The sequence below is a fragment of the Chlamydiales bacterium genome, from assembly GCA_016185065.1.
Lineage (GTDB): Bacteria > Chlamydiota > Chlamydiia > Chlamydiales > Rhabdochlamydiaceae.
Genome location: JACPOL010000003.1, coordinates 141,441 through 164,154 on the forward strand (window position 1 = coordinate 141,441; position 22,714 = coordinate 164,154).

At 47.9% G+C, this 22,714-nt stretch carries 32 protein-coding genes and 3 tRNA genes; 18 read left to right on the plus strand and 17 right to left on the minus strand.

The window, feature by feature from the left end:
* Positions 1–32 precede the first annotated feature (32 nt).
* The 3 genes from HYX48_01550 (at position 33) to truA (ending at position 1,764) form a co-directional block, all read left to right on the plus strand.
* Positions 33–299 (plus strand): hypothetical protein, encoded by a 267-nt coding sequence (locus HYX48_01550; GenBank protein ID MBI2742586.1) that lies wholly within the window; start codon positions 33–35, stop codon positions 297–299.
* 65 nt (positions 300–364) lie between these two features.
* Entirely contained in the window at positions 365–1,045 is a 681-nt protein-coding gene (gene ispD / locus HYX48_01555) for a 2-C-methyl-D-erythritol 4-phosphate cytidylyltransferase (protein MBI2742587.1), read from the plus strand.
* Positions 1,021–1,764, plus strand: coding sequence for a tRNA pseudouridine(38-40) synthase TruA (gene truA, locus HYX48_01560; GenBank protein MBI2742588.1), 744 nt, complete (start codon positions 1,021–1,023; stop codon positions 1,762–1,764). Before ispD ends, truA begins: the two co-directional genes overlap by 25 nt.
* On the opposite strand, the gene HYX48_01565 is transcribed toward truA, so the two are convergent.
* Entirely contained in the window at positions 1,745–2,428 is a 684-nt protein-coding gene (locus tag HYX48_01565; protein MBI2742589.1) for an HAD family phosphatase, read from the minus strand. The two genes, truA and HYX48_01565, sit on opposite strands and share 20 nt — an antisense overlap.
* A gap of 119 nt (positions 2,429–2,547) precedes the next feature.
* Here HYX48_01565 and HYX48_01570 point away from each other — a divergent pair, with 119 nt between their 5' ends.
* From HYX48_01570 to HYX48_01590, 5 genes are all read left to right on the plus strand, one after another.
* Positions 2,548–3,420 (plus strand): hypothetical protein, encoded by an 873-nt coding sequence (locus HYX48_01570; GenBank protein ID MBI2742590.1) that lies wholly within the window; start codon positions 2,548–2,550, stop codon positions 3,418–3,420.
* 7 nt (positions 3,421–3,427) lie between these two features.
* Positions 3,428–4,300 (plus strand): hypothetical protein, encoded by an 873-nt coding sequence (locus tag HYX48_01575; protein ID MBI2742591.1) that lies wholly within the window; start codon positions 3,428–3,430, stop codon positions 4,298–4,300.
* 6 nt (positions 4,301–4,306) lie between these two features.
* Positions 4,307–5,224: a hypothetical protein gene (locus HYX48_01580; protein MBI2742592.1), complete on the plus strand. Its 918-nt coding sequence runs from the start codon at positions 4,307–4,309 to the stop codon at positions 5,222–5,224.
* Between the two features lie 97 nt (positions 5,225–5,321).
* Positions 5,322–5,486: a hypothetical protein gene (locus tag HYX48_01585; protein ID MBI2742593.1), complete on the plus strand. Its 165-nt coding sequence runs from the start codon at positions 5,322–5,324 to the stop codon at positions 5,484–5,486.
* Between the two features lie 274 nt (positions 5,487–5,760).
* Positions 5,761–6,075 (plus strand): hypothetical protein, encoded by a 315-nt coding sequence (locus HYX48_01590; GenBank protein MBI2742594.1) that lies wholly within the window; start codon positions 5,761–5,763, stop codon positions 6,073–6,075.
* An 11-nt stretch (positions 6,076–6,086) separates the two neighbouring features.
* Here the strand turns inward: HYX48_01590 and HYX48_01595 are convergent, their stop codons facing one another.
* Positions 6,087–6,443: a hypothetical protein gene (locus HYX48_01595; protein MBI2742595.1), complete on the minus strand. Its 357-nt coding sequence runs from the start codon at positions 6,441–6,443 to the stop codon at positions 6,087–6,089.
* 122 nt (positions 6,444–6,565) lie between these two features.
* On the opposite strand from HYX48_01595, the gene HYX48_01600 reads away from it, so the two are divergent.
* The 5 genes from HYX48_01600 to HYX48_01620 all read left to right on the plus strand — a co-directional run bounded on the left by HYX48_01600 (position 6,566) and on the right by HYX48_01620 (position 9,325).
* Positions 6,566–6,877: a hypothetical protein gene (locus HYX48_01600; protein ID MBI2742596.1), complete on the plus strand. Its 312-nt coding sequence runs from the start codon at positions 6,566–6,568 to the stop codon at positions 6,875–6,877.
* A 24-nt stretch (positions 6,878–6,901) separates the two neighbouring features.
* Positions 6,902–7,204 (plus strand): hypothetical protein, encoded by a 303-nt coding sequence (locus HYX48_01605; GenBank protein MBI2742597.1) that lies wholly within the window; start codon positions 6,902–6,904, stop codon positions 7,202–7,204.
* Positions 7,205–7,237: 33 nt separating this feature from the next.
* Positions 7,238–7,960 carry an aspartate/glutamate racemase family protein gene (locus HYX48_01610; protein ID MBI2742598.1) on the plus strand — a complete coding sequence of 241 codons (723 nt, stop codon included), beginning with the start codon at positions 7,238–7,240 and terminating at the stop codon, positions 7,958–7,960.
* Between the two features lie 117 nt (positions 7,961–8,077).
* Positions 8,078–8,461 carry a hypothetical protein gene (locus HYX48_01615; GenBank protein ID MBI2742599.1) on the plus strand — a complete coding sequence of 128 codons (384 nt, stop codon included), beginning with the start codon at positions 8,078–8,080 and terminating at the stop codon, positions 8,459–8,461.
* Positions 8,462–9,325: a DUF4065 domain-containing protein gene (locus HYX48_01620; GenBank protein MBI2742600.1), complete on the plus strand. Its 864-nt coding sequence runs from the start codon at positions 8,462–8,464 to the stop codon at positions 9,323–9,325.
* 198 nt (positions 9,326–9,523) lie between these two features.
* Here the strand turns inward: HYX48_01620 and HYX48_01625 are convergent, their stop codons facing one another.
* Together HYX48_01625 and HYX48_01630 are read right to left on the minus strand one after the other, a co-directional pair.
* Positions 9,524–10,309 (minus strand): alpha/beta hydrolase, encoded by a 786-nt coding sequence (locus tag HYX48_01625; protein MBI2742601.1) that lies wholly within the window; start codon positions 10,307–10,309, stop codon positions 9,524–9,526.
* Positions 10,310–10,466: 157 nt separating this feature from the next.
* Complete coding sequence (locus tag HYX48_01630; protein MBI2742602.1) at positions 10,467–10,862, minus strand: PaaI family thioesterase; 396 nt, start codon at positions 10,860–10,862, stop codon at positions 10,467–10,469.
* A 139-nt stretch (positions 10,863–11,001) separates the two neighbouring features.
* Between HYX48_01630 and HYX48_01635 the strand changes: the two genes are divergently transcribed.
* Positions 11,002–11,697, plus strand: coding sequence for a GNAT family N-acetyltransferase (locus tag HYX48_01635; GenBank protein MBI2742603.1), 696 nt, complete (start codon positions 11,002–11,004; stop codon positions 11,695–11,697).
* 42 nt (positions 11,698–11,739) lie between these two features.
* Here HYX48_01635 and HYX48_01640 read toward each other — a convergent pair.
* Together HYX48_01640 and HYX48_01645 are read right to left on the minus strand one after the other, a co-directional pair.
* Positions 11,740–11,822 (minus strand) — tRNA-Leu (locus HYX48_01640).
* 50 nt (positions 11,823–11,872) lie between these two features.
* Positions 11,873–12,085 (minus strand): hypothetical protein, encoded by a 213-nt coding sequence (locus tag HYX48_01645; GenBank protein MBI2742604.1) that lies wholly within the window; start codon positions 12,083–12,085, stop codon positions 11,873–11,875.
* Between the two features lie 143 nt (positions 12,086–12,228).
* Here HYX48_01645 and HYX48_01650 point away from each other — a divergent pair, with 143 nt between their 5' ends.
* Positions 12,229–13,143, plus strand: a complete 915-nt coding sequence (locus HYX48_01650; protein MBI2742605.1) for a sigma-54-dependent Fis family transcriptional regulator — start codon at positions 12,229–12,231, stop codon at positions 13,141–13,143.
* Here HYX48_01650 and HYX48_01655 read toward each other — a convergent pair.
* From HYX48_01655 to HYX48_01685, 7 genes are all read right to left on the minus strand, one after another.
* A complete protein-coding gene (locus HYX48_01655; protein ID MBI2742606.1) occupies positions 13,094–14,890 on the minus strand; it encodes a motility associated factor glycosyltransferase family protein in 1,797 nt (598 codons plus the stop codon). The two genes, HYX48_01650 and HYX48_01655, sit on opposite strands and share 50 nt — an antisense overlap.
* Positions 14,884–15,399 (minus strand): toxin-antitoxin system YwqK family antitoxin, encoded by a 516-nt coding sequence (locus HYX48_01660; GenBank protein ID MBI2742607.1) that lies wholly within the window; start codon positions 15,397–15,399, stop codon positions 14,884–14,886. Before HYX48_01660 ends, HYX48_01655 begins: the two co-directional genes overlap by 7 nt.
* Entirely contained in the window at positions 15,380–16,843 is a 1,464-nt protein-coding gene (locus HYX48_01665) for a motility associated factor glycosyltransferase family protein (protein ID MBI2742608.1), read from the minus strand. The genes HYX48_01660 and HYX48_01665 overlap by 20 nt, the downstream gene beginning before the upstream one ends.
* On the minus strand, positions 16,830–17,315 hold the full coding sequence (locus tag HYX48_01670) for a type I restriction enzyme HsdR N-terminal domain-containing protein (protein MBI2742609.1): 486 nt from the start codon (positions 17,313–17,315) through the stop codon (positions 16,830–16,832). Before HYX48_01670 ends, HYX48_01665 begins: the two co-directional genes overlap by 14 nt.
* On the minus strand, positions 17,293–17,919 hold the full coding sequence (gene raiA, locus HYX48_01675; protein MBI2742610.1) for a ribosome-associated translation inhibitor RaiA: 627 nt from the start codon (positions 17,917–17,919) through the stop codon (positions 17,293–17,295). The genes HYX48_01670 and raiA overlap by 23 nt, the downstream gene beginning before the upstream one ends.
* A gap of 45 nt (positions 17,920–17,964) precedes the next feature.
* On the minus strand, positions 17,965–18,969 hold the full coding sequence (locus HYX48_01680; protein ID MBI2742611.1) for a 23S rRNA (adenine(2503)-C(2))-methyltransferase RlmN: 1,005 nt from the start codon (positions 18,967–18,969) through the stop codon (positions 17,965–17,967).
* A 78-nt stretch (positions 18,970–19,047) separates the two neighbouring features.
* A tRNA-Arg gene (locus HYX48_01685) sits at positions 19,048–19,121 on the minus strand.
* A gap of 53 nt (positions 19,122–19,174) precedes the next feature.
* Here HYX48_01685 and recO point away from each other — a divergent pair.
* Entirely contained in the window at positions 19,175–19,777 is a 603-nt protein-coding gene (gene recO / locus HYX48_01690) for a DNA repair protein RecO (protein MBI2742612.1), read from the plus strand.
* A gap of 127 nt (positions 19,778–19,904) precedes the next feature.
* On the opposite strand, the gene HYX48_01695 is transcribed toward recO, so the two are convergent.
* Positions 19,905–19,988 (minus strand) — tRNA-Leu (locus HYX48_01695).
* A gap of 146 nt (positions 19,989–20,134) precedes the next feature.
* On the opposite strand from HYX48_01695, the gene HYX48_01700 reads away from it, so the two are divergent.
* Together HYX48_01700 and HYX48_01705 are read left to right on the plus strand one after the other, a co-directional pair.
* Positions 20,135–20,929 carry an RMD1 family protein gene (locus HYX48_01700; protein MBI2742613.1) on the plus strand — a complete coding sequence of 265 codons (795 nt, stop codon included), beginning with the start codon at positions 20,135–20,137 and terminating at the stop codon, positions 20,927–20,929.
* Positions 20,930–21,054: 125 nt separating this feature from the next.
* Positions 21,055–21,366, plus strand: coding sequence for a hypothetical protein (locus tag HYX48_01705; protein ID MBI2742614.1), 312 nt, complete (start codon positions 21,055–21,057; stop codon positions 21,364–21,366).
* Positions 21,367–21,491: 125 nt separating this feature from the next.
* Here HYX48_01705 and HYX48_01710 read toward each other — a convergent pair whose 3' ends face one another.
* The 3 genes from HYX48_01710 to HYX48_01720 all read right to left on the minus strand — a co-directional run bounded on the left by HYX48_01710 (position 21,492) and on the right by HYX48_01720 (position 22,704).
* Complete coding sequence (locus HYX48_01710; GenBank protein MBI2742615.1) at positions 21,492–21,797, minus strand: hypothetical protein; 306 nt, start codon at positions 21,795–21,797, stop codon at positions 21,492–21,494.
* A 116-nt stretch (positions 21,798–21,913) separates the two neighbouring features.
* Complete coding sequence (locus HYX48_01715; protein ID MBI2742616.1) at positions 21,914–22,141, minus strand: hypothetical protein; 228 nt, start codon at positions 22,139–22,141, stop codon at positions 21,914–21,916.
* A gap of 83 nt (positions 22,142–22,224) precedes the next feature.
* Complete coding sequence (locus HYX48_01720) at positions 22,225–22,704, minus strand: hypothetical protein (protein ID MBI2742617.1); 480 nt, start codon at positions 22,702–22,704, stop codon at positions 22,225–22,227.
* Positions 22,705–22,714 lie beyond the last annotated feature (10 nt).

Consider the following 22,714-nt stretch of genomic DNA (forward strand, 5'->3'; position numbering starts at 1 on the left):
TAAGAAGGTGTTCACAATAAGGAGAACGTACAATGGCAAAAGAAACAAAAGAAAAGAAATCAAAGTTCATGCAACCGATGAAAGTTAGCGAAGAGCTCGCAGCTGTTGTCGGAAGAGGCCCAATGCCTCGCACAGAAGTTACAAAAAAACTCTGGGCCTACATCAAAACAAACAAGAGACAAGACCCAGCTAACAAGCGCAACATTCTCCCAGATGAGAAGCTCGCGAAAGTTCTGGGTAACAAGAAAGCAGTTAACATGTTTGAAATGACAAAACTGGTCAGCAAACACCTCTCTTAATTCGCTTCTAGTTTATCTCAAAGCAGAACGCGGCTTAAACAGCCGCGTTTTGCATTTATAGAAATATGTCTCAATCAATCTCTCTTATTCTTCTCGCTGGTGGCATTGGATCCCGCATGGGAGCCGCTACTCCAAAACAGTTTCTCTTACTTAAGGGAAAACCTGTTGCTCTGCACTCGCTTGAACTCTTCGCCTCCTTCGATGAAATCGCAGAGATCATTGTCGTTTGTGCTCCAGAACATCAGCCGTTTTTTTCTGGAATAAGACCACTCTCATTTGCTCTTCCAGGAGAGAGAAGACAGGACTCTCTCTGGAACGGCCTGCAAAAGATCTCAACGACTTGCGACCTGGTCTGCGTCCACGATGCTGCGCGGCCATGTCTTCAGCGCAGTGATTTTGAAAAACTTCTGGACGAAGCGCGCGAGCACCCGGCAGTCGCCCTCGCAACACCCGTTAAATACACGATCAAACAGACTGGCGAAAATGGCTTTGTTACAACCACTTTAGATCGCGCAAACCTCTGGGAGATACAGACACCGCAGATCGCCCCCCTTTCGCTGCTTAAACAGGGCTTTAAAATCGCGCAGGAGCGAAACCTAACAGTCTCTGACGACCTCTCCCTCGTTGAACTCACAGGCTATCCCGTTAAACTCGTCACTGGCTCCTCTTCCAACATCAAGCTCACCACTCCCGAAGACTGGGCTGCAGTAAATTCATTAGCATGTACAGATACAAGCTCGTCTTAGCCTACGATGGAACAAACTATAGCGGCTGGCAGGTGCAGCCGAACGCCACCTCCATTCAATTTCTGGTTCAGGAAGCACTATCGACCGCCTTGCGCACTCCTACTCATGCGACAGGATCGGGAAGAACAGACGCAGGCGTCCATGCACTCGGACAGACCGCCCACTTCACAACACAAGAGCCCCAAGACACCCACAAGCTTCTCGCCTCGTTAAACGGTCTGCTCTCAGACGAGATCCGCATCCTATCCATTGAAGAGGTAGCACGCGATTTTCACGCCCGTTTTGATGCGAGCGGCAAGATCTACCACTACCGCCTGCATTTAGATCGCGTACCCGACCCCTTCAAGCGCCTCTACTCCACGCACATTCACACGCCGCTTGATCTCAATCTCGTTAAAGCCGGATGCGCACTCTTTGTCGGCACGCACGACTTCACCTCGTTTGCAAATGAGGCCCACCGCGGCTCGGCTGCAAAAGATGCAGTGAGGACGATCAAACGGCTCGATCTGGTTGAGGAACCAGGTGGAGTAAGGCTCGAATTTGAAGCTGACGGCTTTCTTTACAAGATGGTGCGCAACATCACGGGCACGCTCATAGAAGTGGGACGCGGAAGGCTCACTCTCGAAGAGGTCGAGAGAATCATGCGAGCAAAAGACCGAAAAGAAGCAGCCTCATCAGCTCCTCCTCAAGGTCTCTTTCTCATTCAAGTACACTACTAGAAATTTCGCTAAAAGATTCGAAGTGGAGAATCCCTTGCGGCAGCGAGGGTGTTTGAGGGTGGCTGCGAGGTGCGATTAACACTCCCTTCACGCCAGCGCCTGTAAGGGCTTGAAATCCGCGGAACGAGTCCTCAAAGCCTATTACCCTATCTCCAGGCCTTCCAAGCTTTTCTACAGCCTTCTGGTAGCATTCTGGATGCGGCTTTGGATGAGCGTAAGACTCGCGCGTGATCCACTCGGGGATCGACTTGAGCTCTGGAAGAAGGTCGCGGATGCACTCCGTCTGTTCAGCAGTAGAATTGGTCACCACACAGCGCTTAATGCCCGCCGTCTCGAGCTCTTTCAGAAGAGGAGCTACACCTGGCATCAGAGAGAGCTTACCCGACATCAGAAGACGCATGTAGGCCCGCTTCTTCTCCTCGTAGAGAACCTCCCAGCGCGGCTCTTGAGCAAATAGAGCTGGAAACTTCGCATAGATCCCCTCGCGCAGGCCCGTCGCATTAAAGTGCGCCGCTTCGAAAAAGCGCTCCATCGACCAGTCCAGATCGAACCCGCGCTCCTTGCACATCTCTACATATGCAGCGTAGTGAAGGTCTTCCGTGTTAACGAGAAGCCCGTCAAAATCAAAGAGAAAGAGCTGATATCTATGAATCCAAGTTGACATGGTTAACATGCTACCTTTTAGAGTGGGTTTTTGCGATATAAAATATTTTTTATACAACTAAAACAAGAAAAATTTTTATAATTTGTAATTCATATTAAAACCATAGTATAATATTTTGCATGGCAACAATATCTGATCTAAAAAATATCGATCTTCATACTCAACCGACAAGAGAGGCTCCAACCGAAAAGGAGCCCGACTGCCATGAGACGATTACGAACCTCTTCTGGCTCGCGATAAGCACCTTCACCGCCCTCTCGCAGATGGCCACCCTTCCCCTCTACTCCCTCTTCGATGATGGCCTGGGCAACCTCCTCGGCCTAGAAGTCCTGCGCCACGGCACCTGCTTCTCCAACTACGTGAGCATATTAACTCATGGCGCCGACCCCTCCTTTGGTGGAAAAGAGAATGGCTCGACGATCCTAGTTGGGACTGCTAGGGAACTCGCAGCTACAAAAAACCGTTTTTATGCATTCAAAGATTCAAGAGCAGGTGGACCTTTCAACAAATTTATAGCTATATGGGGTGGACCCACTATTCATGCCACCCTATCTGGATACAACCATGCTGCAGATCTCAAAGAAGGGGGCTGCGTTGTCACCATCTACCGCGTAGCAAATGCGATCTTTAATGGTCTGTTTACTCCGACTTTACGCGTCAAATTTACACTCGAAGAAGTTGAACGAATTTTTGAAGATGACCCTGACTACCAAATTACCCCAATTTCCGCTGCTTATCGAACAGAACAAAAGGTCAGCACGGAGCACTTCGGAATTATGGGTTCGTTGAGACAAGGATTAAATAGCGATCTCTTAAACCGAATCTCTCAAAACCCCGCTAAATGCCTAATCGGCCTCATCGAAGTGGTAGCAGCTGTCGCGTTTTCGACTCTCCTGCTTGAAGGCCTTCTACTCGCCGCTATGTATGAAGCCGCTCTGATGCCCATAGGATACGTCTCCGCAATCTTATTATCATGCTGCGGCAACGCATAACTAAACGATGGCAGCACTCTCCAGAGTCTCTGAAGCAAGCTCTCGATCTCTAGATAACACTCCTCAAGAACAGCTCTTCTGCTCCGATGAGACGATCACCAACCTCTTCTGGACAACGATAAGCACTCTTACTGCTCTCTTGCAGATGGCCACTCTCCCCCTCTACTCCCTCTTCGACGATGGCCTGGGCAACCTCCTTGGCCTAGAAGTCCTGCGCCACGGCACCTGCTTCTCCAACTACGTAGGCATCCTAACTCATGGCGCCGACCCCTCCTTCGGCGGAAAAGAGAATGGCTCAACAAATATAGCGTGGGATCTTGGAAAAAAGATGGAGGAGAGCGATGATCTTGCGCGCACAAAAAACCACTTCTACGCTTTTAAAGACTCCGAAACAAAAGAGTCCCAAGTTTTTTGGTATGCGCATATGCACGCTGCGCTCTCCGGTTTTAACTGCGTAGCTCCTAAAAATAGTGAAGAGCATCCGCTTTTTACAGCCTACCGCATTGCAAATGCAGTTTTTAACGCCCTATTCACCCCCACCCTACGCTTAAAATTCACTCTCGAAGAAGCAAGAGAAGTTTTTCATAACGATCCCGACTACGGTGGCCTAGCTTATCGCACAAGAAAGAAGATCGGCACCGAGCACTTTGGAATCACAGGCTCGTTAAGACAGGGATTAAATGCAGATCTCATCGATAGGATCTCTAAAAATCCTATTAAGTGCCTAGCTGGCCTCTGCGAAGTCATCACAGCTGTCGCCCTCTCGACTTTCATGCTTCAAGGCCTTCTCATCGCTGCAGCACTGGAAGCCACCCTAACTATCACTTGTATAACCGCAGAGTTTATTTACCCCTGTCTAGTCGATAACTGTTGCGGGTGATAAACGATGTCAGCACTCTCCAAAGTCTCTGAAGCAAGCGCACAATCTCTAGATAATACTTCTCAAGAACAGCCCTCCTGCTGCGATGAGACGATCACCAACCTCTTCTGGACAACGATAAGCACCCTGACCGCTCTGCTCCAGATGGCCACCCTTCCTCTCTACTCTCTCTTCGATGATGGCCTGGGCAACCTCCTTGGCCTCGAGGTCCTGCGCCACGGCACCTGCTTCTCCAACTACGTAGGCATCCTAACTCATGGTGGGGATCCTTCGAAGGGAGGAAACCCCTCTGGCGCTACTGTGATTACGCAGAAGCTGATGCCCGACAATGAAAAAGCAAAGCAGTCTCAAAAGGAGATTTTAGAAAAAACAAAAAAATATTTTTTCGTCAGCCCAGATTCAGAGATAAAGTACTTCCGAGGATATTTTGCTGTCTTATGGATTCAGCCTGCATACTTTGCTGGCTTTTCTGGATATGCCAGTGCTGCGGGAGAGAGCGACAGTTGCCTAGTAAAGATCTATGGTTTTGCAAACGCCTTCTTTAACGGACTATTTACACCCACTCTACGCTTTAAATTCTCACTCGAAGAGACCCAAAAGCTATTTGTGCCAGACAAAGACCTGGGCGAAACAGGTTGCAAAACAGCTGAGAACATACCCCCAGAGCGCCTTGGAATTACAGGCTCACTACAAGAAGGTCTAAATTCCGATCTCTTTAACCGAATCGCTCGCAACCCAGCTAAGTTTCTATTCGGGCTCTGCGAAGTCGTCATAGCCATCGCCCTCTCTACCCTCCAGCTTCAAGGCCTTCTCATCGCAGCACTTGGGCAGATGGCTTTCTTCTTCACCGGCGTAGTAATTACCGTGCTCGTCGGGCTCATCCCCTCAGGCCGTCCCGACTGGTCAGAAACCCCCTTCGCATAACAGCTAGATAAGGGTGTCAGTTATCTCGTCTCGTAAATTTCTTTTGCTCAAGAGAAAATCCTATGTCATAATCTACCATTTAAATTTGGGTGGTTTCATGAATAGAAGAGTTGCTGCCATAATTACCGCCATCACTGGAGACCGAATCATTGTCGGGGCAGACGAGTTAAAGCACGCAATGGATGAACATTTTTCAATGCTCCCAACTGACATTCTTTTAGAGCTTATTGAACGGCCCCACGCCGCAATCCCGGCTCTTTAGGGCCGGATCTAGGCGGGATTCATATTCTCTTTTATCCTTAGCCGAAGAGAATCTCCTTTCTTTAGGAAGGAGTTCTTTAAAGAATATTGAAGGATCCTACGAAGATCTTCGAACAAAAGAAATTAAATCAGTACCATCTATTTTATCGACTTGACAATCGAAGATATTTAGTTGTAATTATAAAGAAAACTTCAGCGGGAAATTATTTCTCGTCCATGTATAGTACGGGAAGTTCTATTCGAAACAGTCACAAAGACTTAAAAGAAGTTAAGCCATGAAAAAAGGAAAGGTTTTTTTTCATCCGATTGAAGGCTCAGCATCTTTGACAATCTCTTGGAGTTCTGGTCCAAAAGGTGATGCTGTAGAAGCCAAAAAAGGATCAGGCGTCGGCTTTTTTTCCGATAAGGGAGATCTGCTTTGCGTTATTTTTGACGAAGTTCAATCTGCAGATGATCAACAAACGCTTCAGTTCACTCGTGATTGTGTTGAAATTACTGTAAAAAATGGCCGAGTCAAATATGTCTTATCCCAGACGAAGCCACGATCAATAAAGCCAAAAAAACGTGTTAAAATAAAACAACCCGTTTGATTGAATTTTAGTTATCTCGCCTCGTAGACTCTTCCACCCGTTACGTTCTTGAACTGCTCGCACATCGCTTCATACAAGATCACGCCGGCACTAATTGCTAAATCTGCGTGACTCTTTTCAAAGAGCGTCTCGTTCTTTGCGCTCTTAACACAGCAGTAGACAAATGTCCGTACAGTCTTTGTTCCTAAACAGAGCCCACCATGGAAAAACAGCTCGGTTAAGGCCACCGACTGAACAGCCTGCAACCTGCATCCCACCCATGCCCGATGGCTAAACTCTTGCCAGCGCGTATCAAAATCTTGATTGGCCATGCGACCAGTCGACTCAGCGATCTTAAAAGAATATAAACCATGAAATGACATGCCCATGAATATATCGACTAAAAGGCTTTTTCGAAAAAGTTTTTCACACTCACTAGTCAAACCTTCTATGAAAAAAAAGAGCGACTAAATATACACCGAGTACGAGGGTGTCTACAAAGGAGCGTGTCATGAATCGTTTTTTAAGAATGGGAGCGGTCGTTATCTGCCTACTGAGCTCTAGCTCATCTCTTTTTGCTGTAAGCTCGCAAAAGAGCCAGGACGTAGAGGACCAGATGTATGAGACCAACACTATCTGGATCGGACCGGGATGGTATGGAGGCTACTGGTTTGGCAACGAGGCCGAATTCAACCAGTGGCACGGAAACTATAACCGCCATGGCTATCGAGGAGATGGCAGAGGGGATCATCGAGGAAATGTCAACCGAGGACATCGCAGTGGCGGCCATGGCGGTGGTCACGGTGGTGGTGGCAGACGTTAAAATACTCACTTTAAGGAGAATCTTATGAATCGTTATCTAGAAGCAGTCGTTGCTCTTTGTCTGGTGGGTTTTAATTCATCGCTTTCTGCCGTAAGCGCTCAGAAGAGCGCTCAAGTGGAAGAGCAGGTTAAAGGAAACAGCTCTATTTGGCTTGGATCTGGTTGGTATGGAGCTAACTGGTTTAGCAGCGAAGACGATTATGATAGATGGAATAAGGAGAACGACCGCAAGAACAACCATCGAGACAATGATGACAAACATCGAAAAGATGATAAGCATCAAAAGAATGAGAAGAAGGGAGACAAGAACCACAAAAGCAAGTACTAGACTGTGAAGCCTATTAACAGGGGCGGTAAAAAGGTGACAAGCGATGCTAGTGAGGCAAAGCCAGATCAAAGCGCTAGCGGTCCGAATAAAGCAATCGGAATCATCGGAGGCGCTGGACCTATGGCTAGCGCCTTTCTCTACACATCGATCTTGGAAGTCTGTCAAAAAGAGTATAACGCCAGCGACTACAACGAATTTCCCGAGATCATCCTTGTCTCTTATCCTTTTACACGAGGAGATAAAGAGAAGATCCAAAAAGAGATCGCTCTCTGCCTAGAGAAACTTAAAGCAGCCGGCGCTTCTCTTTTCTGCATCGCCTCAAATTCATTTCACGGATTTCTGCCGGAATTACCAAAAGAGGGATTCGTGAATCTGGTGGAGCAAGGATTAAAAGAAGCCACACGTCAACACATTTCAAAAGCATTGATCTTAGCCGCCGAACCCACAATCAACTTAAAGCTTTACGAACAGTCCGATATCCAATGCCTCTACCCTTCTCCAAAAGAACAACAGCAGGTGAATCAATTGATTCGAGAAGTTGCCGGAGGCAAAGTAGAAGAGAGACAGGCTCAAGAACTAAAAAAGATAATCTCTCGAATCCAGAAAGAGCACTCTATTAACGGAATCATCATCGCTTGCACGGAGCTCCCTCTCATTCACCAGAAGATGTCCCTCTCGGACACCCTCGCTGTCGTCAATACCGTCGAAGTCCTAGCCAAACAGCTAGTCACCCTCTCTCGCTTCCAATTTTCATAAGTCGTTAATTTTAAGTAACAAAAGCTCGATTCAGCCAAAAATATTATATGTATTTTTGACTTTTTTATTGTATAATGGTATCATTTGATGCCACTATAACATATGAAGAGATGTGCAATGCAAGGCGGGCGCCCTTCAGATCGAGAGCTAATTAAACGACTAAATGAAGCAAAAGAATATCTAAAAAACCGATCTGGGTTGTTTGCTAACCAGTCGAAAGCTGTCGGCGAGTTAAACGATCTGGATATCGGAGATGCGAATGATGTTTGGCAACTGATTAGGGGGCTGCTTGAGGAGATTTCGCCAAAGGATTACAGGGGGTCAAGACCTCCGCAAAAGTCCTATGAGAAGACGGTAGCTGGGCTTGAATTACTGGCTTTTAGCTGGTGGAGTCCCAAATGTGCAAAGCAGATGTATATCAAATTTGTTTTGAAGAACGAGCGATATTATTACGTCTCTCTACATCAAAGCCGTTCAACACAACAAAAAGGAGAAAATTAAATGAAATGCCTAAATTGTGATTGTGAAAAATTTGAGTCAAAAAACATCCGCTTTAATCCTGAGATAAAAGGAGAGGAAGTTGAGGTGGTCGTGCCTTCATTTGTTTGCACCAAATGTCAGACGCCTTTAATGGACGGCGAGCAGATGAATGTGCTTCGAAGAAGCGCTGCGGATAAATATCGTAAGCAGCACCATCTTTTAACATCTGAAGAAATTATCAAATTTCGGGCTCTGCTTGGGATGTCTCAAGCTGCTTTTGCAAGCTATTTAAAAGTTGGAGAAGCGAGCATCAAACGTTGGGAAACCTATTATGTCCAAGATGTCGTGCAAGATGACCATATACGTTTGAAGTGCGATGAAGCATACGCAGAACTGAACGCTCTTGAAGTCCATTGGAAAAGCCAATCATCGGACATCTACAGTGGTAATAGACCATTTTGTTTAGAGCTCTTTAAACAGGCCGTGCGCTACCTAATCGGCTTTACGAAAAGCCCTTTATTTTTGAACAAAGCCATGTTTTATGCTGATTTTAAACACCACCAGCAACACGGAACGAGCATAACCGGCGCCAGATATGTCCATTTAGAATATGGTCCATGCCCAGATCAGTTCCAGAACATCTATCAGTTATTTCTCTCTAAAGGCGTCTTGATTTCTGGTGGTCACCATATTTTAAAAAGCATCGAGAAACCCGATCTGAGTGTTTTTTCAGATTCTGAAAAAGAGGTTTTAGAATTTGTTGCACAAATTGCCAAAGATGGCGGAAAGAAGCTTTTAAAGATTTCTCACGACGAAAAAGCCTTTAAAAAAACCGAACCCCTGCAGCTCATCAGCTACGAGTTTTCAAAAGAATTAATGATTTAAATAATAAAAAACGCTTCCCTCTAGAAAAGCGTCATGATAGCGATCGGTCGGTTATACACAAACAACCTGAAGAATCGGTTTTTGACCGCGTCGGCTGTGCCTCAGATTTTTCGTTCTCACTCGCGCCTTGCCTCTCGGCAATGGTCACTCGCTCCGAACAAAAAATCTGAGGCGCCTCCTTGTCAAACTCCCGATTTTTCAGGTTGTTTGTGTATACATGGAGTGGATTTTTAGAAAACGGGTGATCATAGCGTTTACTTGTTCGGGAACTTCAAGAGTAGCCCAACATTTCGATCCCACGACTTTTCCGATTTCAAATTGAGGCGCTTCTCGATGCATCTTTTCATAAGAGCAGTGATGTTCATCAGTTAAAATGCACAGTGTTGGGCAGGCAATCTTTTTTAAGATCCCCGCTGATGTAGCATCCCATTCAAGGAGCCCTCTAAAAATTCCGGACAGAGATTTTTTATTTACGCCATTAAACGCACTCGCAGCGATTTCCTTGTTGCTAGAATCCGTATTGAGAAATAGCGCATCAACAAACGCTGCCACGAACTGATGATTGAACTCCGCTTTTTCTAAACTCTCAATATAAGAATCGATTTCGCTAACGAAGGACTTGTTCATAAAAATTGGAGGATCAATCAAAACAAGTCTCTCGATTGCCAAAGAGTGATTCAGCACCATATCAATCGCGATATTAGCGCCGTTATTGAGTCCTATCAGGCAGATATTTTCGAGAGATAATTTTTCACAAACCCTGGCAATAATGGAGGACAAATCTCTCATTGTATAGCTGGATATTGGTTGACTCTTGCCAGAACCAGGCAAATCCAACTGAATGACATCGCCAAACTTTCTCAATGTTTCAAGCTGATGGGTAAAAAAGCGATGATCTGAGCCCGCATTGTGAATCAGAACAAAATTCAAACTCCCTGTGCCTGGAAGTTTTTCTACAAAAATTTCAGTCCCACTGATGTTCATCGAGTTCTGCCTTGAAAAGCACGAGCATTCTCGTGTTATTGGTTTACATCAACATAATACAGATATTTGCAGGGGAAACAACGGCTTCTTTTTTAAGGCAATTGCCAGGGCTCAAAAGATGTCGAAAAATTCGCAATTTTGGCCCGGCGCAGAATAATTAGATTCTTACTGCTTTGCCCGTAGAGTGCGCGATTAACGCTCCTGAAGAGTGGATAGAGGCTCTCATCTCTATGATCCTGCGCTTTTCACAGATAATCTCCCCTCGGATTGTCAGCAGCTCTCCAATGCGAGCAGGCGCCACGAAACGCACGGTCATTTCTGCTGTTAGTGCTCCTCCGCAAACTTCGCAAGCAAGCCTTGTCATCGCCTCATCTAAAAGCGTGGCGATGATTCCTCCATGTAAAATCCCTTGCCATCCCTGATATTTCCGATCCGGAGTGAATTCAGCCACTGTAGTGGCACCTTCAATTTTCCATTGTATGCGCAATCCATGCGGATTCTCCATACCACAAGCGAAACAGTAGTGATCATCAACAAGCAGCAGTTTATCCATAGCCCTAATCTATAGTCGGAATAGTTATTAGATCAAAAAATCGAAATCCTCTCTAGTAATTCCAGAGTTTAATCACGCTTGCGCGTTAAGCAGCCTCCGATCTACTCTCTCCGCGCAGTTTTTACCGGAGGAGGTACTTATGACTTTTGCATTAAAAAATATGGTTAGTTTGCACTATCGCGACCATTGCGAGGTGCGCTTTTATAAAGATGATCGCGGACAGCTCTCTGCGACGATCGATACCGACAGATTGCATATCGAATCCCTCGGCCCACAAAACGATAATCCAAGATCCACGGAAGAGACTCACGCCTTATACGCCTCTCTGTATGGAAATACAGAAGTAATGGAAAAATTTGCGGGAGGAAAAACAAAGTCTCCTGAAGATACAGCAAAGCTTGTCAATAACTGGATAAAGCGTTGGCAGAGCGGAGATCCCTTTGGAGGAATGGCCATCTACTTAAAAGAGACCGGGGAATTTGTGGGTCACATCGTGTTGGGCCATGGAGACAATCCCGGAGAATCCTCGCTAGCAGGTCTTGGAAACGCTCGCTTTTGGAACTCAGGTTATGGAACAGAGGCAGCAGTAGCACTAGTCGAAGACTTTGCGCCGTTAACAGTTCAAGAAGATTATAGATTTCTGATCACTGATAAAGATGGACAAGTATCCAAACCCCTTCTTAACAAAATTGCAGCCACTGCAAAGACGGACAATGGCGCTTCCGTAGCAATACTTTCAAAAAAACTAAAGATGAAAGATGCCGGAATATGGGAAGAGCATGGGGCGCCGCGCCACCACTTCTTCAAAGAGATCTCAGACCAAAAATCCAGCTAATCTCTTCTCAAGAAAAAGGCTCCCGGTTAGGGAGCCTTTTATTGCCGATGACTGGACTCGAACCAGCACCTGATTGCTCAGAGCAGATTTTGAATCTACCGCGTCTGCCATTTCGCCACATCGGCATGCAGAGAAGGCATCACAGCTTATATTAAGCTAAAGAAATAGGGCAAGATCACTTTTGGGAGCTCTTTTGAGGCTCTTCCCAGGGGTACTTCTCTCGCTCGCGCATCTTGGGGCTTTCGACCTTAAACTGGTACTCGCTCTCATGGCGCTGGATGTACTCTCCCTTGGCGTTCTGCTTGCGCATCTTCTCATCTTCAGACTGCTCGAGGTTGGAGCAGCCGGCTGCAAGTAGGGGCAGAAGTAGTGCGGCTAGTCTTTTCATTAAAATATATTTTATATAATTAAAGCCAAAATCGGTTATTAAGAGAATATACACAAAAATGGAGCGCCGTGTCTTTAGATAAAATTGAAATACCCGCCTCGGGTCTCTCGAAAAAGAACCAGATCATCGCAGAGAGCATCGTAATGAAGAAGATCCTGAGCGATGTGGTTAAAATCGCACAGAGCTCCGCAAGCGTCTTCATCAGTGGAGAGTCGGGCACGGGCAAAGAGGTGATCGCAGAGGCGATCCACCTGATGTCTCCGAGGGCTTCTGCAGCTTTTATCAAAGTCAACTGCGCGGCAGTTCCGGAAACACTGATCGAATCTGAGTTTTTTGGTCATGAGAAGGGCTCGTTCACTGGAGCAGTAAATCGGCGCATCGGCAGGTTCGAGCAAGCGGATAAAGGAACCCTGCTTCTGGATGAGATCTCAGAGGTTCCCCTCACGGTGCAAACGAAGCTTCTGCGGGCAGTGCAGGAGCAGGTGTTTGAGCGCGTGGGAGGCCCAAACCCGATACAGGTGGACGTCCGCTTAATCTCGACCTCGAATCGGAATATGAAAGAAGCTGTCGAGCAGAAGATCTTTCGAGAGGATCTCTACTACCGGCTCAATGTGGTGCCAATTCATCTTGCGCCTCTCAGAGAGCGAAAAGAGGATATCCTGCCTCTTGCGGAGCACTTTCTCGAGAGATTATGCGCTGAGAACCAGAAGCCTAGAAAGAGCTTAAGTCTGGCTGCAAAAAACAGGATGCTCAACTACCCGTGGCCTGGCAACATCCGCGAACTTGCCAACATCATCGAAAGGCTGGTGGTCATGCACAGCACGGTAGAAATTTCCCCAAGCGATCTCTGCTTGGAAGAGCCGGGCCTCTGCTCGATCGGGCCGAGCTTGTATGCGGGCCCCCTCACTCTGGAAGAGCTAGAAAAACGCCACATTCTAGAAACGCTGGCTCTGCAAAATTATAATCGGACGCAGACGGCAAAGCTCCTGGGAATCAGCGTGAGAACGCTTAGGAACAAGCTCCATCACTATCAAGTGTCTGAAGTTGGCTCTCAATGATCTCTTTGACGCGGTGCCACTTAATTCTCTGCTGATCGACCTTATCTTTTTCCGACCGCCCCATGTAGCGCAGCAGGAGATGGTCGAGCGCAGGAACGGCAACTGCCATCAGCGCCTCATACGCACTTTCACTCTGTAGGTCGTGCTCGAGCAGTGCCATCTTGGTGGTAGGAAGAGGGGTCTGGGCCGACTTAATCTCATACAGGATCTCTTCACAGAGTTCGAGGCATCTGCGCAAACTCAATCTGAGCTGCTCGTAGAGGGCAAAAATGCGTGGAGTTGAGATCTGCGTCATCTTCAAGTTCTGGATATCAGAGTGAATCCTACCTCGAAGATCATGCGTCTGTTTCATCTTCTGCTCTGCGATCTCTTCAAGAGGAGTGTATTCAATGCCGGGAAAGCCGATGCCTCCTTCGGTTGCACTCAAAAACTCTCTCTCTGGATGAGCTTTAGCATAGGCGCCAATGCACTCCGACTCCATGACCCACTTCACCATGGTATCTACAGGATTGCCGAGGCGGTCCTTGCGATGGAGCAGCCTATCTGTCGAGCGCTTATCTTTTTTCAGCTGGCCTTTATCGATTGCATTCTGTGCGACTACGCCATCGGCATAGCGCTGCTTGCCAGTATAGGCGAGGTCGACGCCAGCGAGGATGATCGGAGTGCAGCCAAGGGTATAGGCGTATGCAATTGCAAGTGTTGTCACTGAAAAGGCCTCTCTTCCAAGATCGGGTCCGATCGCTTCTCCATCTATCGAAAGGCGCTCTTCGATCCAGCTTTCAAAGAGGCCGCCAGTATCAGATTTGAGGTAGCCAATGGGGCCGTTGCATGTAGAGAAAACATCTGGCTGCAATCTACTGCCAAAAAGGAGTGGAACTTCAAAAGCGGCGCTAGCTTTCAACCTTTCATACTCTTCGGGATTCGGATCTAAAGCCATGGCAAGATGCGGCACAACTCCTTGATTACTCAGCGCTGCAATGGCAGATCCACCTGCGATGATAAGCGCCCGGTTTTCAAGTGTTTTAAGTGTTCCGATCACAGATTTCAAAGAGGGGCCTGCACCGCAGATGATCGCAGGCACGCCCTGGTAGCGACCTTCCAGTTCATTTGCATAGAAAGCGGAAGGCAGACGCTTCAAGTTGGGAGCTAGATTCTGCAAGAGCTTATGCGAAAAGAGGGCCTCTGAGAAGAGCGCGTGGAATGAGGAGCTGCTGCGGAGGAGCTGAAGACGGATGCGCGAGATCTTCGCTCTGCTCTTTTTTGCGTAGGCAGGAAGCGCAGTTACTGCAACGTGCGCGCAAGGAAAGGTCTGTGCTAGATTGTCGAGATCTGCCTTCCAGCTGCGCACGAAGCGCAAAACTACCTGCGGATCTTCTGTGATCTCAGCGGCTGCTTCTGCCTGAAAGAAGGCAGCAATCGCACCGAGGTCATCTTCTAAAAAAACAACTCTCCGCTGAGGCAGCTTGTGCAGCCAGTTTTTTATTTCCGCATAGCAGTAGCCTAAGCCCACGCCATAAACATAGAGGATCTCAATGTCATCTAGATCAAGTGATGCAGCCCAGAGCTTCACCTCTTCATCGATGTCAGAAATAGAGTGCAGAAACTCCTCTGTCTTTCCTTTTTTCCGCACGGCGTTCACTTTGCCATCTGCACTACTTGTCATCTCATAGGCGGAGTAGTCGGTGTAAGAGAGAAAAAAATAGATGTCGGGATATTTTTCTAGTAGGGCTTCTCGCTCTTTTAGCACAGCGCGCCCTCCTGAATTAAGACTCCCTTCGGATTCCAGATGCGGTCTGTTCCCTCTCTTTTGCCATGCGCATAGTAGGTGTGGCGTTTGAGCTTTCCGTCGGGGTAATAGAGCAGAAGCTCTCCATGAAGATGGCCGCTGTCGTAGAAGATCAGACTCTTGATCTTTCCATCTTCGTAGTAGTACTCCTGTTTGCCAGTGAGGAGCCCATCTTTATAACGCTGCACCGAGCTTAAACTTCCAGAGGTGTAGTACTGCCACATCTTCCCCTGACGCACCCCCTTGATATACCAGCTGCGCGAAAGAACCACTCCTGTTTTGCTGTAGAAGATAGATGGACCATGCAAGAGCTCTCCATCGTAGTAGCAGCAGCTTTCGATCTTCTTGTCGGGATAGTGGGTGTAGCGCGCACCCTTCTCAGAATCAAAGGCGCACTCTAGATGAAGGCCAAGCTCTTCATCGATTAGAGTGAGGCGCCCATTTTCAGTCTCATATCTCTCTTTGTGCATTGCAGGTTCTCTTAATAAATATTAGTTTATGCAAGTAGGGGGAGGCGTCTGCATCGCGAGTAAAAAGAGGCTGCCAGATCCGCCAGAGAGGCTCAAAAAACATCTGGTATGCAACCTCCTCTTCTAGCTCAACCTCTAGCAGAGCTCCCTCTCCTCTTTCGCTGGGAAGATTAGGATAGATCTTTTCGCATAAGGTGAGCAAGTCATCTACAATTTTTTCACACTTTAAAAAACTCTCTTTCACTGCCAGGCTCACCGCCTGAGGATCTCTTTCGCACGCAGGCGGCAGCTGCGCAACCTTCGCATGCACAAGAGCTTCTACATCGACCATCTTCTGGCCATGCGTTTTAAGTAGCTCCTCAAGCGAGCTTCTCTCAACTCCTTTCAGCTCAAGCCCGCCTCTCGTTGCATTCACAATCCGCAGATCTTTGTGCGCCTCTGCAAACTGCTGAATCCAGCTCGCTGCCATCTGCCAGTCGCGCTTTGTATACACCCTTCTGCCATCTACATCTTCAGCTTCGATGAACTGGCTGCCCACTTTCTCATCGACTCCTGCCCCGTAGACCCTCTCAGAATCTGTCGAGAGCTCAACTCCCACAAGAATAATCGGGCTGCAGCCAAGAGCTCGTGCAAGAGCAAGGGAGAAGGTCGATACATTCCACCCTCCATCGAAGGGGGGCTCATCTATCTCCACCTGCGCATTCATCCAGGATTCGATCGGGTAGTTTCCGCTGTCTGGCATCCAGAGGCGGGGCCCATGCGCCTGCGCAAGAAGCTCTTGAGACACCCTGTTCTGGTAGAAAAGGGGAGCTTCGATCGCATGCTGCTGCAAGAAGCGCTCCAGCGGTGGATCTGGATCGATACAAGCAGTGAGGTCTGGAAGCAGGTTAAACGAGGAGAGAACGTTGAGCGAGGAGCCGCCGGCGAAGATCACCCCGCGCCCCTTCCACTTGCGCAGCTGCTCTATCTCTCTTCCCAGCGAGGGGCCCGCACCGCAGATGATCGCAGGCACTCCCTTAAACTCCCCAAACAGGCCGCTTGCGCGCTTTGCCTTTCCAAGCTCAGAAAAGTTCTCGAGATAGTTGGAGAGGACCCTCTTTCCCATGTCCTTAAAATCTGAAGCGATGAGGTTGACCTCTTCCCTGCATCTCTCAATCCGCGCAAAAGCCTCTTTCGCCTCATCCCTTTCAGCTTCATGATAGGAGAAGCGCAAGAAGAGAAACTCCTGGAGCTGCTGTTTTAAAAGCTCCTCGTCTGCATCGAGAGAGAGAAAGCGAACTTTAGGATGGCTGGCTGCAAGAAATTGAGAGAGAAGATCTCCCCGATTTAGAAAAAGAAGATACCTCTCCTCTTTCTCTTCCAACCACGAAGAGAAGAGCTGCACGCACGGGTGCATCTCTGCATCAAAAAAGCAGAGGACGTCTGTCTCTTTATACTCTTCCATTCTTTATCGCGTTTATAAGTTCTTGATAGGGAGGAAGTGAGGATGCAAAAGCATAAGTTCCGCTCTTCCGATCTGGATAGCCAAATAGGAGCTCATCTTTTGCTGCCATGGAGATGAAGTAGGCTCCCACATAGCTATTGTATCCGAGAAGCTGCTCTTTTGCATCGAAGCCAAGCCCCTCTTTTTTACACTCGATGAGAAGCAGGGGATATAAGGCGTGGTCGGGGTGGATTCCTCTACCGAAACAGAGAATATCAACCCTGCGATCTGGAACTTTTACACCCTGTAGATGAGGAAGTAGACCGATCTCTCTTTCGATTGCAAGAAGCTCTTTTGGATAACCTAGAAGGCCGACCATTTGATGCAGCAGAGTCTGACGGACGATCTCCTCTTCCGTTGCAGCAACCCAAATTCCACGAAGCTCGTCGAAGATCTTCTGCTTTGGTTTTCTACTCTGGCTGGATAACGCCATAGTTGCCATCACTGCGGCGATACATCACTTTGAGTTTCTGATCTTCCTCTCCGCGGAAGACGAGGAAGTGGTCTCCAGAGAGATCCATCTTCATCACAGCCTCTTCCATATTGAGAGTCTTTAGACGCAGCTTCTCGGTGCCGATCACACTTGGAAGCTTATACTGCTCATTTTTTTTGTTTTCGAACTCGATTTCAGAGTTGATCTCTTCAATCAGGTCGTAGGGACGATTTAGCACGTTGACAAGAACATCTGTCGCAGTGAGCTTCTTCGCATTGTGATCTTGAATGCGCCCCTTCCATCTGCGGATCTTATGCTGCAAACGGCGGACTGCAGTGTCGATAGAAGCATAGATGTCGGTACTATCGGCAGAGACTTTAATTTTAAAATGCTCGAACTTAGCGACGATAGTCACCACGTGTTCAAGGCGCTGGATCTCCATGTAGACGTGGATATCCATGATGTGCGTGTGGAGCTTATCGATCTTCTTCAGCTTATCGCTCAGGTAGTTCTTCATGGCCTCGGTAACATGAATGCCCTTGCCATAGACATTGAGCTTATATCCCGCAGCATCTTCTTCTTTGAACTTGTTCTTGTCGACCATGACTAACCTATCCCGATTTTAATTCTATATTTTCGAAGATATCCATTAGCTCGAAGTTTTGCAAAGGATTTTCTGCCTTTTACCAAGTTGCCCGCAGGCAGCCATGATCCCCCGCCCTTTTGGATGGCGCACCAGAGTCTGATAACCCATCTCCCTTATTTTCGCAGCAAAGGCGTCCATCTCCGCCTCGTCCGGCGGCGCAAAAACGCCCCTGCTCTGCGCATTGTAGGCGATGAGATTCACCCGTACCCGCAGCCCCTCCAAATAGCGCCCCAGCTCCTCTGCCGCTGCAACCGAATCGTTGATCCCCTTGATCAGCACATACTCAGCAAAGATCTGCCGCCTCGGATTCTCGCAGTAGCGCATCAGCACCTCTTTCAGAGCCGCCATATCCCAGCGCTTATTCACCGGCATCAGCCTCGAGCGCACACTATCGTTCGGCGCATTCACCGACACCGCAAGATTAACCGCAGGATCGATCTCATTTGTGAAACGCACGAGTCCATCCAGCACCCCGCTCGTCGAGACCGTGATCCTCGATGGCCCAAAGCCCATCCCACAGGGATCTGTCAGCACCGCAATCGCCTGCTTGACGCAGTCGAAGTTGTCCAGAGGCTCACCCATTCCCATGAAGACGATGTTGCGCACCGGACGCTTAAACACCCGCATTGCAATAAAAACTTGAGAGACGATCTCCTCCACAGAAAGCGAGCGAAGAAGACCCATCTTTCCCGTTTCGCAGAAGGCGCACCCCATCTTGCACCCCACCTGAGAAGAGATGCAGAGCGTGATTCCCGACTGCATCGGAATGAGCACCGACTCGCTCTCCCTTCCATCTCCATAACGCAGAAGATACTTTACCGTGTCCCCCTCTTCGCGCAGAAGAGAGACCTCCGGCAGAGAGAAGTCGGTAAAAGAGATCATCTCGCGCACCAGCCCCCTCGCCTGCGACTCTATCCAGGGAGCCTCGTCAGAGACCTCCCCTTTAGTAAACCAGTCGCGGTAGAGCCCGCACGCGTGGTGCTCTCCTTTTCCCAGCAGCGCTAGCACAGCCGCGGAAAAACTTCTTTGAGTGTGGCAAAAAATCGGAAGTTTAGAAACCATGAGGCAGATAGATTGAAAAAAGAATGCACCGAACAGGACTTGAACCTGTAACCACCCGGTTCGAAGCCGGGTACTCTATCCGATTGAGCTATCGGTGCTTTTAAAGAGCTAGAGTTTTAACATCTTCCCACTTTTTAAGGAACAAGTACGAATGGAAGAGACCGAAGGCATCGTTTTAAAATGCCTGGAATATAAGGACCGCGAGCGCATCATCACCGTCTTCACAAAGGAGAACGGCCTCGTCAGCCTCATCGTTAAAGGCGTCTGGGCAGGCAGCCACGATAAGCTCTCCGCCACAACCCCCTTCTGCCAAGCCCAATACATCTTCAAACGCGGCAGATCCGACCTCCTCCGCTACCATGAGAGCAGCATCCTCTACGAGCACCTAGAGCTCCGCAGCCACTACTCACACCTCGAAGCCGCAGGCCTCATGGCAAAAACCCTCCTAGACTCTCAACTCCCCGGCAGACCCTCGCACGCCCTCTATGCCCTCTTCGAGCGCTGCCTTAAACAGATCCCCCACTTCTCCCATCCACAAACCCTCACCTCCAGCTTCCTCCTCAAGATGCTCCTCCTCGAAGGCCTCATTAGCCACGAAGAGAGCGACATCCCCCACCTCACCCCCGCCGAACACGAACTCTTCCGCGAGCTCACCTTCGGCCGCAGCTTCCAGAAGCTCGCCCAGCTCCAGGTCCCCCCCGAACTCGCACAAAAAGTGCAAGCACACTTCTCCTCCCGCATCCACCAAAATTAAATAGCAGTTTTGAAGTTCTCTTTTTTGGAGTGCGTGCGACCTGGCGCCGCTTTTCTCGATATCGACCTGTCGATATCTCTTAAAACTAATTGTTTGGAAGGGAAGATAGAGAAGAGATTAAGGGATATGCGAAAGGGGGGACTCGAACCCCCAGGAGGTTACCCTCACTACCACCTCAAGGTAGCGCGTCTGCCAATTCCGCCACTCTCGCAAAGAAATGAGGCCCGATTCTACGAATTTTCCGGATATCTGTTCAAGAAATTTCGAGAAAGAACCCCCACCCGCCACTTTTCCAAGATTGGGTTTTAATTCTGGATAAGGTATAAGAAGCCTATATTAGCCTTTTTGGATAGACCCATGCGCTGTACCGGGTACTGCACCGCCGCTTCCTACGACATGCCCCGCCTCCAACAAGAATTGCAGAAGCGCGTCCCCTCGCAGCTCAATCGCGACGTCATTCACTCACAGGTCCGCGAAGATAAACGCGTAAAAGGCGACGCCTTCTACTTCGCTTATGGAGTCGTCATCCTCTGGGGCTTCACCGCCGACGAGGAGCAGGAGCTCCTCCGCTTCTTAAAAGATTTTGAAAAAGAGCCCCATCCAAGACCCGAGATCGATGAGTTCACCTTCGTCTACGGCGAAGCCATGAAGATCGAAGAGGATGAGATCATTTTGCAGAACAAGAGCCCTCAGACAAAACTCGCCATCTCCTACGGCATCGCCCAGTCCGTCAAGCTCACCATCTTCGAGGAGATGATCCAGAAGACCATCGACCACACCAAACACCTCCCCTCCTCACTCGCAAAACACGGAAAGATCGCCCTCACCAGAAAAGAGATCTCCCAGAAAATGGGCGAGATCTTCATCGAGCGCAACTTCATCAACCTCCACTCCGAAATCCTCGATACCCCCGAATTCTTCTGGAACCACCCCGAGCTAGAACCCTTCTACCGCCGCACCGCCCACTACCTAGACGTCACCAAACGCGTCGAACTCCTCAACAAACGCCTCAATGTCGTCCACGAACTCTTCGAAGTCCTCACCAGCGAACTCAACCACCAGCACTCCTCCCGCCTCGAGTGGGCCATCATCGGCCTCATCATCGTCGAAGTAATCCTCACCATCCTCAAGGACATCTTCCACTTCATCTAATCATTAAAGTTTTTAAACCAAACAAATCAAAAACTTTAATGAATATTACAAATTAATTTCATCTTCCTATTAATTTCCGCCGTTTTTACTATCCCGGCTTTCAGAGTCAAACCCTGGAGACAAAAATGGTCACGAAATCCTCCCCAAGCCCTCTAGAAAAATCCAGCACCACCCAGAGCGTCCCCACCCTCATCCGCAAAGCACTCCTACGCGCCGGCCTCTCCGAAAACGACATCCCCCACTTCCTCACCTGGGCCTTCAACGGCCCCATCCCCGACACCTTCTGGCAGCTCTGCATCACCTGGAACCAGAAGTTCGGCCACAAGTTCTGGCTCAATCTCACACAAGCCAACTCCGCCTCCGAACTCTCCAACCTCTTCTTCCAGATGGGCCAGCTCTACACCTCCCTCCATCCCGCCACCACTCCAAGAAATTAGGGTTGACCCTGTAATAAATTAACTAGATAACAAACACTTTTTTGATACCGATTTCTTGAACTGTTGCTTTTATTATATTAATTTGCTTTTAATAAGCCTATTGAGGTTGTAGATTGAGTTATTAATTAACGTTCTCCTTTTTCATTCTGAATTTCTGGAACCTGCTCTCCTGTTTCCTTAATAATTTCTAGCGCATTTGTTGTTTCTAGAGTTGTAATTTCTTTTAGGAATTTCTCTTCCCAATCATTACTAACTGTTTCGAGAGCATTTAGCAGGAATTCTAAACTACCAACCAAAGAACTTAGATTAATTTGTTTGTTTTCAAAATAACTCAGATGTTCAAGCATCAACATTAACTGACGTTCATCATATTCGCTTATATCTTTCATGTGACTATCCTCTTCCAGGAATGATAGTGATAACTTGTCCATTTTCTCCTATGATTGCCCCAATTTTATTAACAGAATCATAATATTCTAAACCTCCCTCCATCCCGCCGCCACTCTGCCGAAGTAGCGCTTCTCATTTCTAGAAACAGTTGTGGTTTTTATTTTTTATATTGTTCCAGATAAAGCTCTGCGATTTGGATGTCGCTTCCATCCTGAAACTCAACTGTGTAGATCCAATCTCCGATATTGCATTGAAATTCTTCACCGTCTTCTTGAGACGAAATTTGATAAAAACCACACACAGATGCAAATTCTCCACAGTGGGTGCGATCAGGCGCATTGTTAGTAATAACTATCGGATCTCCCCAAGTGAATTTGTTTGCCATATTTCTCTCCTGGTTCTTAGCTGGAAACTTTCATCAGCACGTGTGAACAAGAATCCGATTCTTTTTGGCCTCAGAAGAATACATCATGACTTACAATTTTCAATCGCTACGTCATATGTATTCGCTATTCTTTCAATTAACACCAAGTCTTCTGCGTATATCGCGAAATAAGATGTGTCGAATGCTCTGATCTCTAACAGGACTCCATCACAATCTATAGGACGAAATGACGCATCTTCAGTTTCTAGTTCAACACCTTGAATGTTTCGAGATGAAAAGCTGCTATCGACACACAAAAACACTCCCCACATGAATTGTTGAATTTCGGCACAGTATTCAACAAATTGCGAGTCCGCCCCGATTGGATTTAATTGGCTGTCGTTAAGGTTATATTTCTTTGCGCCTTTCCCAACAGCGTCAACATCCGCCCCATACCATGTGTGTTGCGGCAAAAAACCCTTAAGAGAATTAATTATCAAAACCAACTGAGTTCCTAAACAAACAACTTTGTCCCCTAAAAAACACTTGCTCGTAAGTAAAACTCTGTACTTTGGGGTAAACATTAACAATTCC

Bases quoted from the DNA above. Each gene is read 5' to 3' on its own strand.
- HYX48_01550 (MBI2742586.1), top strand. From the start codon at position 33: ATGGCAAAAGAAACAAAAGAAAAGAAATCAAAGTTCATGCAACCGATG.
- ispD (MBI2742587.1), top strand. From the start codon at position 365: ATGTCTCAATCAATCTCTCTTATTCTTCTCGCTGGTGGCATTGGATCC.
- truA (MBI2742588.1), top strand. From the start codon at position 1,021: ATGTACAGATACAAGCTCGTCTTAGCCTACGATGGAACAAACTATAGC.
- HYX48_01565 (MBI2742589.1), bottom strand. From the start codon at position 2,428: ATGTCAACTTGGATTCATAGATATCAGCTCTTTCTCTTTGATTTTGAC.
- HYX48_01570 (MBI2742590.1), top strand. From the start codon at position 2,548: ATGGCAACAATATCTGATCTAAAAAATATCGATCTTCATACTCAACCG.
- HYX48_01575 (MBI2742591.1), top strand. From the start codon at position 3,428: ATGGCAGCACTCTCCAGAGTCTCTGAAGCAAGCTCTCGATCTCTAGAT.
- HYX48_01580 (MBI2742592.1), top strand. From the start codon at position 4,307: ATGTCAGCACTCTCCAAAGTCTCTGAAGCAAGCGCACAATCTCTAGAT.
- HYX48_01585 (MBI2742593.1), top strand. From the start codon at position 5,322: ATGAATAGAAGAGTTGCTGCCATAATTACCGCCATCACTGGAGACCGA.
- HYX48_01590 (MBI2742594.1), top strand. From the start codon at position 5,761: ATGAAAAAAGGAAAGGTTTTTTTTCATCCGATTGAAGGCTCAGCATCT.
- HYX48_01595 (MBI2742595.1), bottom strand. From the start codon at position 6,443: ATGGGCATGTCATTTCATGGTTTATATTCTTTTAAGATCGCTGAGTCG.
- HYX48_01600 (MBI2742596.1), top strand. From the start codon at position 6,566: ATGAATCGTTTTTTAAGAATGGGAGCGGTCGTTATCTGCCTACTGAGC.
- HYX48_01605 (MBI2742597.1), top strand. From the start codon at position 6,902: ATGAATCGTTATCTAGAAGCAGTCGTTGCTCTTTGTCTGGTGGGTTTT.
- HYX48_01615 (MBI2742599.1), top strand. From the start codon at position 8,078: ATGCAAGGCGGGCGCCCTTCAGATCGAGAGCTAATTAAACGACTAAAT.
- HYX48_01620 (MBI2742600.1), top strand. From the start codon at position 8,462: ATGAAATGCCTAAATTGTGATTGTGAAAAATTTGAGTCAAAAAACATC.
- HYX48_01625 (MBI2742601.1), bottom strand. From the start codon at position 10,309: ATGAACATCAGTGGGACTGAAATTTTTGTAGAAAAACTTCCAGGCACA.
- HYX48_01630 (MBI2742602.1), bottom strand. From the start codon at position 10,862: ATGGATAAACTGCTGCTTGTTGATGATCACTACTGTTTCGCTTGTGGT.
- HYX48_01635 (MBI2742603.1), top strand. From the start codon at position 11,002: ATGACTTTTGCATTAAAAAATATGGTTAGTTTGCACTATCGCGACCAT.
- HYX48_01645 (MBI2742604.1), bottom strand. From the start codon at position 12,085: ATGAAAAGACTAGCCGCACTACTTCTGCCCCTACTTGCAGCCGGCTGC.
- HYX48_01650 (MBI2742605.1), top strand. From the start codon at position 12,229: ATGAAGAAGATCCTGAGCGATGTGGTTAAAATCGCACAGAGCTCCGCA.
- HYX48_01660 (MBI2742607.1), bottom strand. From the start codon at position 15,399: ATGCACAAAGAGAGATATGAGACTGAAAATGGGCGCCTCACTCTAATC.
- HYX48_01665 (MBI2742608.1), bottom strand. From the start codon at position 16,843: ATGGAAGAGTATAAAGAGACAGACGTCCTCTGCTTTTTTGATGCAGAG.
- HYX48_01670 (MBI2742609.1), bottom strand. From the start codon at position 17,315: ATGGCGTTATCCAGCCAGAGTAGAAAACCAAAGCAGAAGATCTTCGAC.
- raiA (MBI2742610.1), bottom strand. From the start codon at position 17,919: ATGGTCGACAAGAACAAGTTCAAAGAAGAAGATGCTGCGGGATATAAG.
- recO (MBI2742612.1), top strand. From the start codon at position 19,175: ATGGAAGAGACCGAAGGCATCGTTTTAAAATGCCTGGAATATAAGGAC.
- HYX48_01700 (MBI2742613.1), top strand. From the start codon at position 20,135: ATGCGCTGTACCGGGTACTGCACCGCCGCTTCCTACGACATGCCCCGC.
- HYX48_01705 (MBI2742614.1), top strand. From the start codon at position 21,055: ATGGTCACGAAATCCTCCCCAAGCCCTCTAGAAAAATCCAGCACCACC.
- HYX48_01710 (MBI2742615.1), bottom strand. From the start codon at position 21,797: ATGGACAAGTTATCACTATCATTCCTGGAAGAGGATAGTCACATGAAA.
- HYX48_01715 (MBI2742616.1), bottom strand. From the start codon at position 22,141: ATGGCAAACAAATTCACTTGGGGAGATCCGATAGTTATTACTAACAAT.
- HYX48_01720 (MBI2742617.1), bottom strand. From the start codon at position 22,704: ATGTTTACCCCAAAGTACAGAGTTTTACTTACGAGCAAGTGTTTTTTA.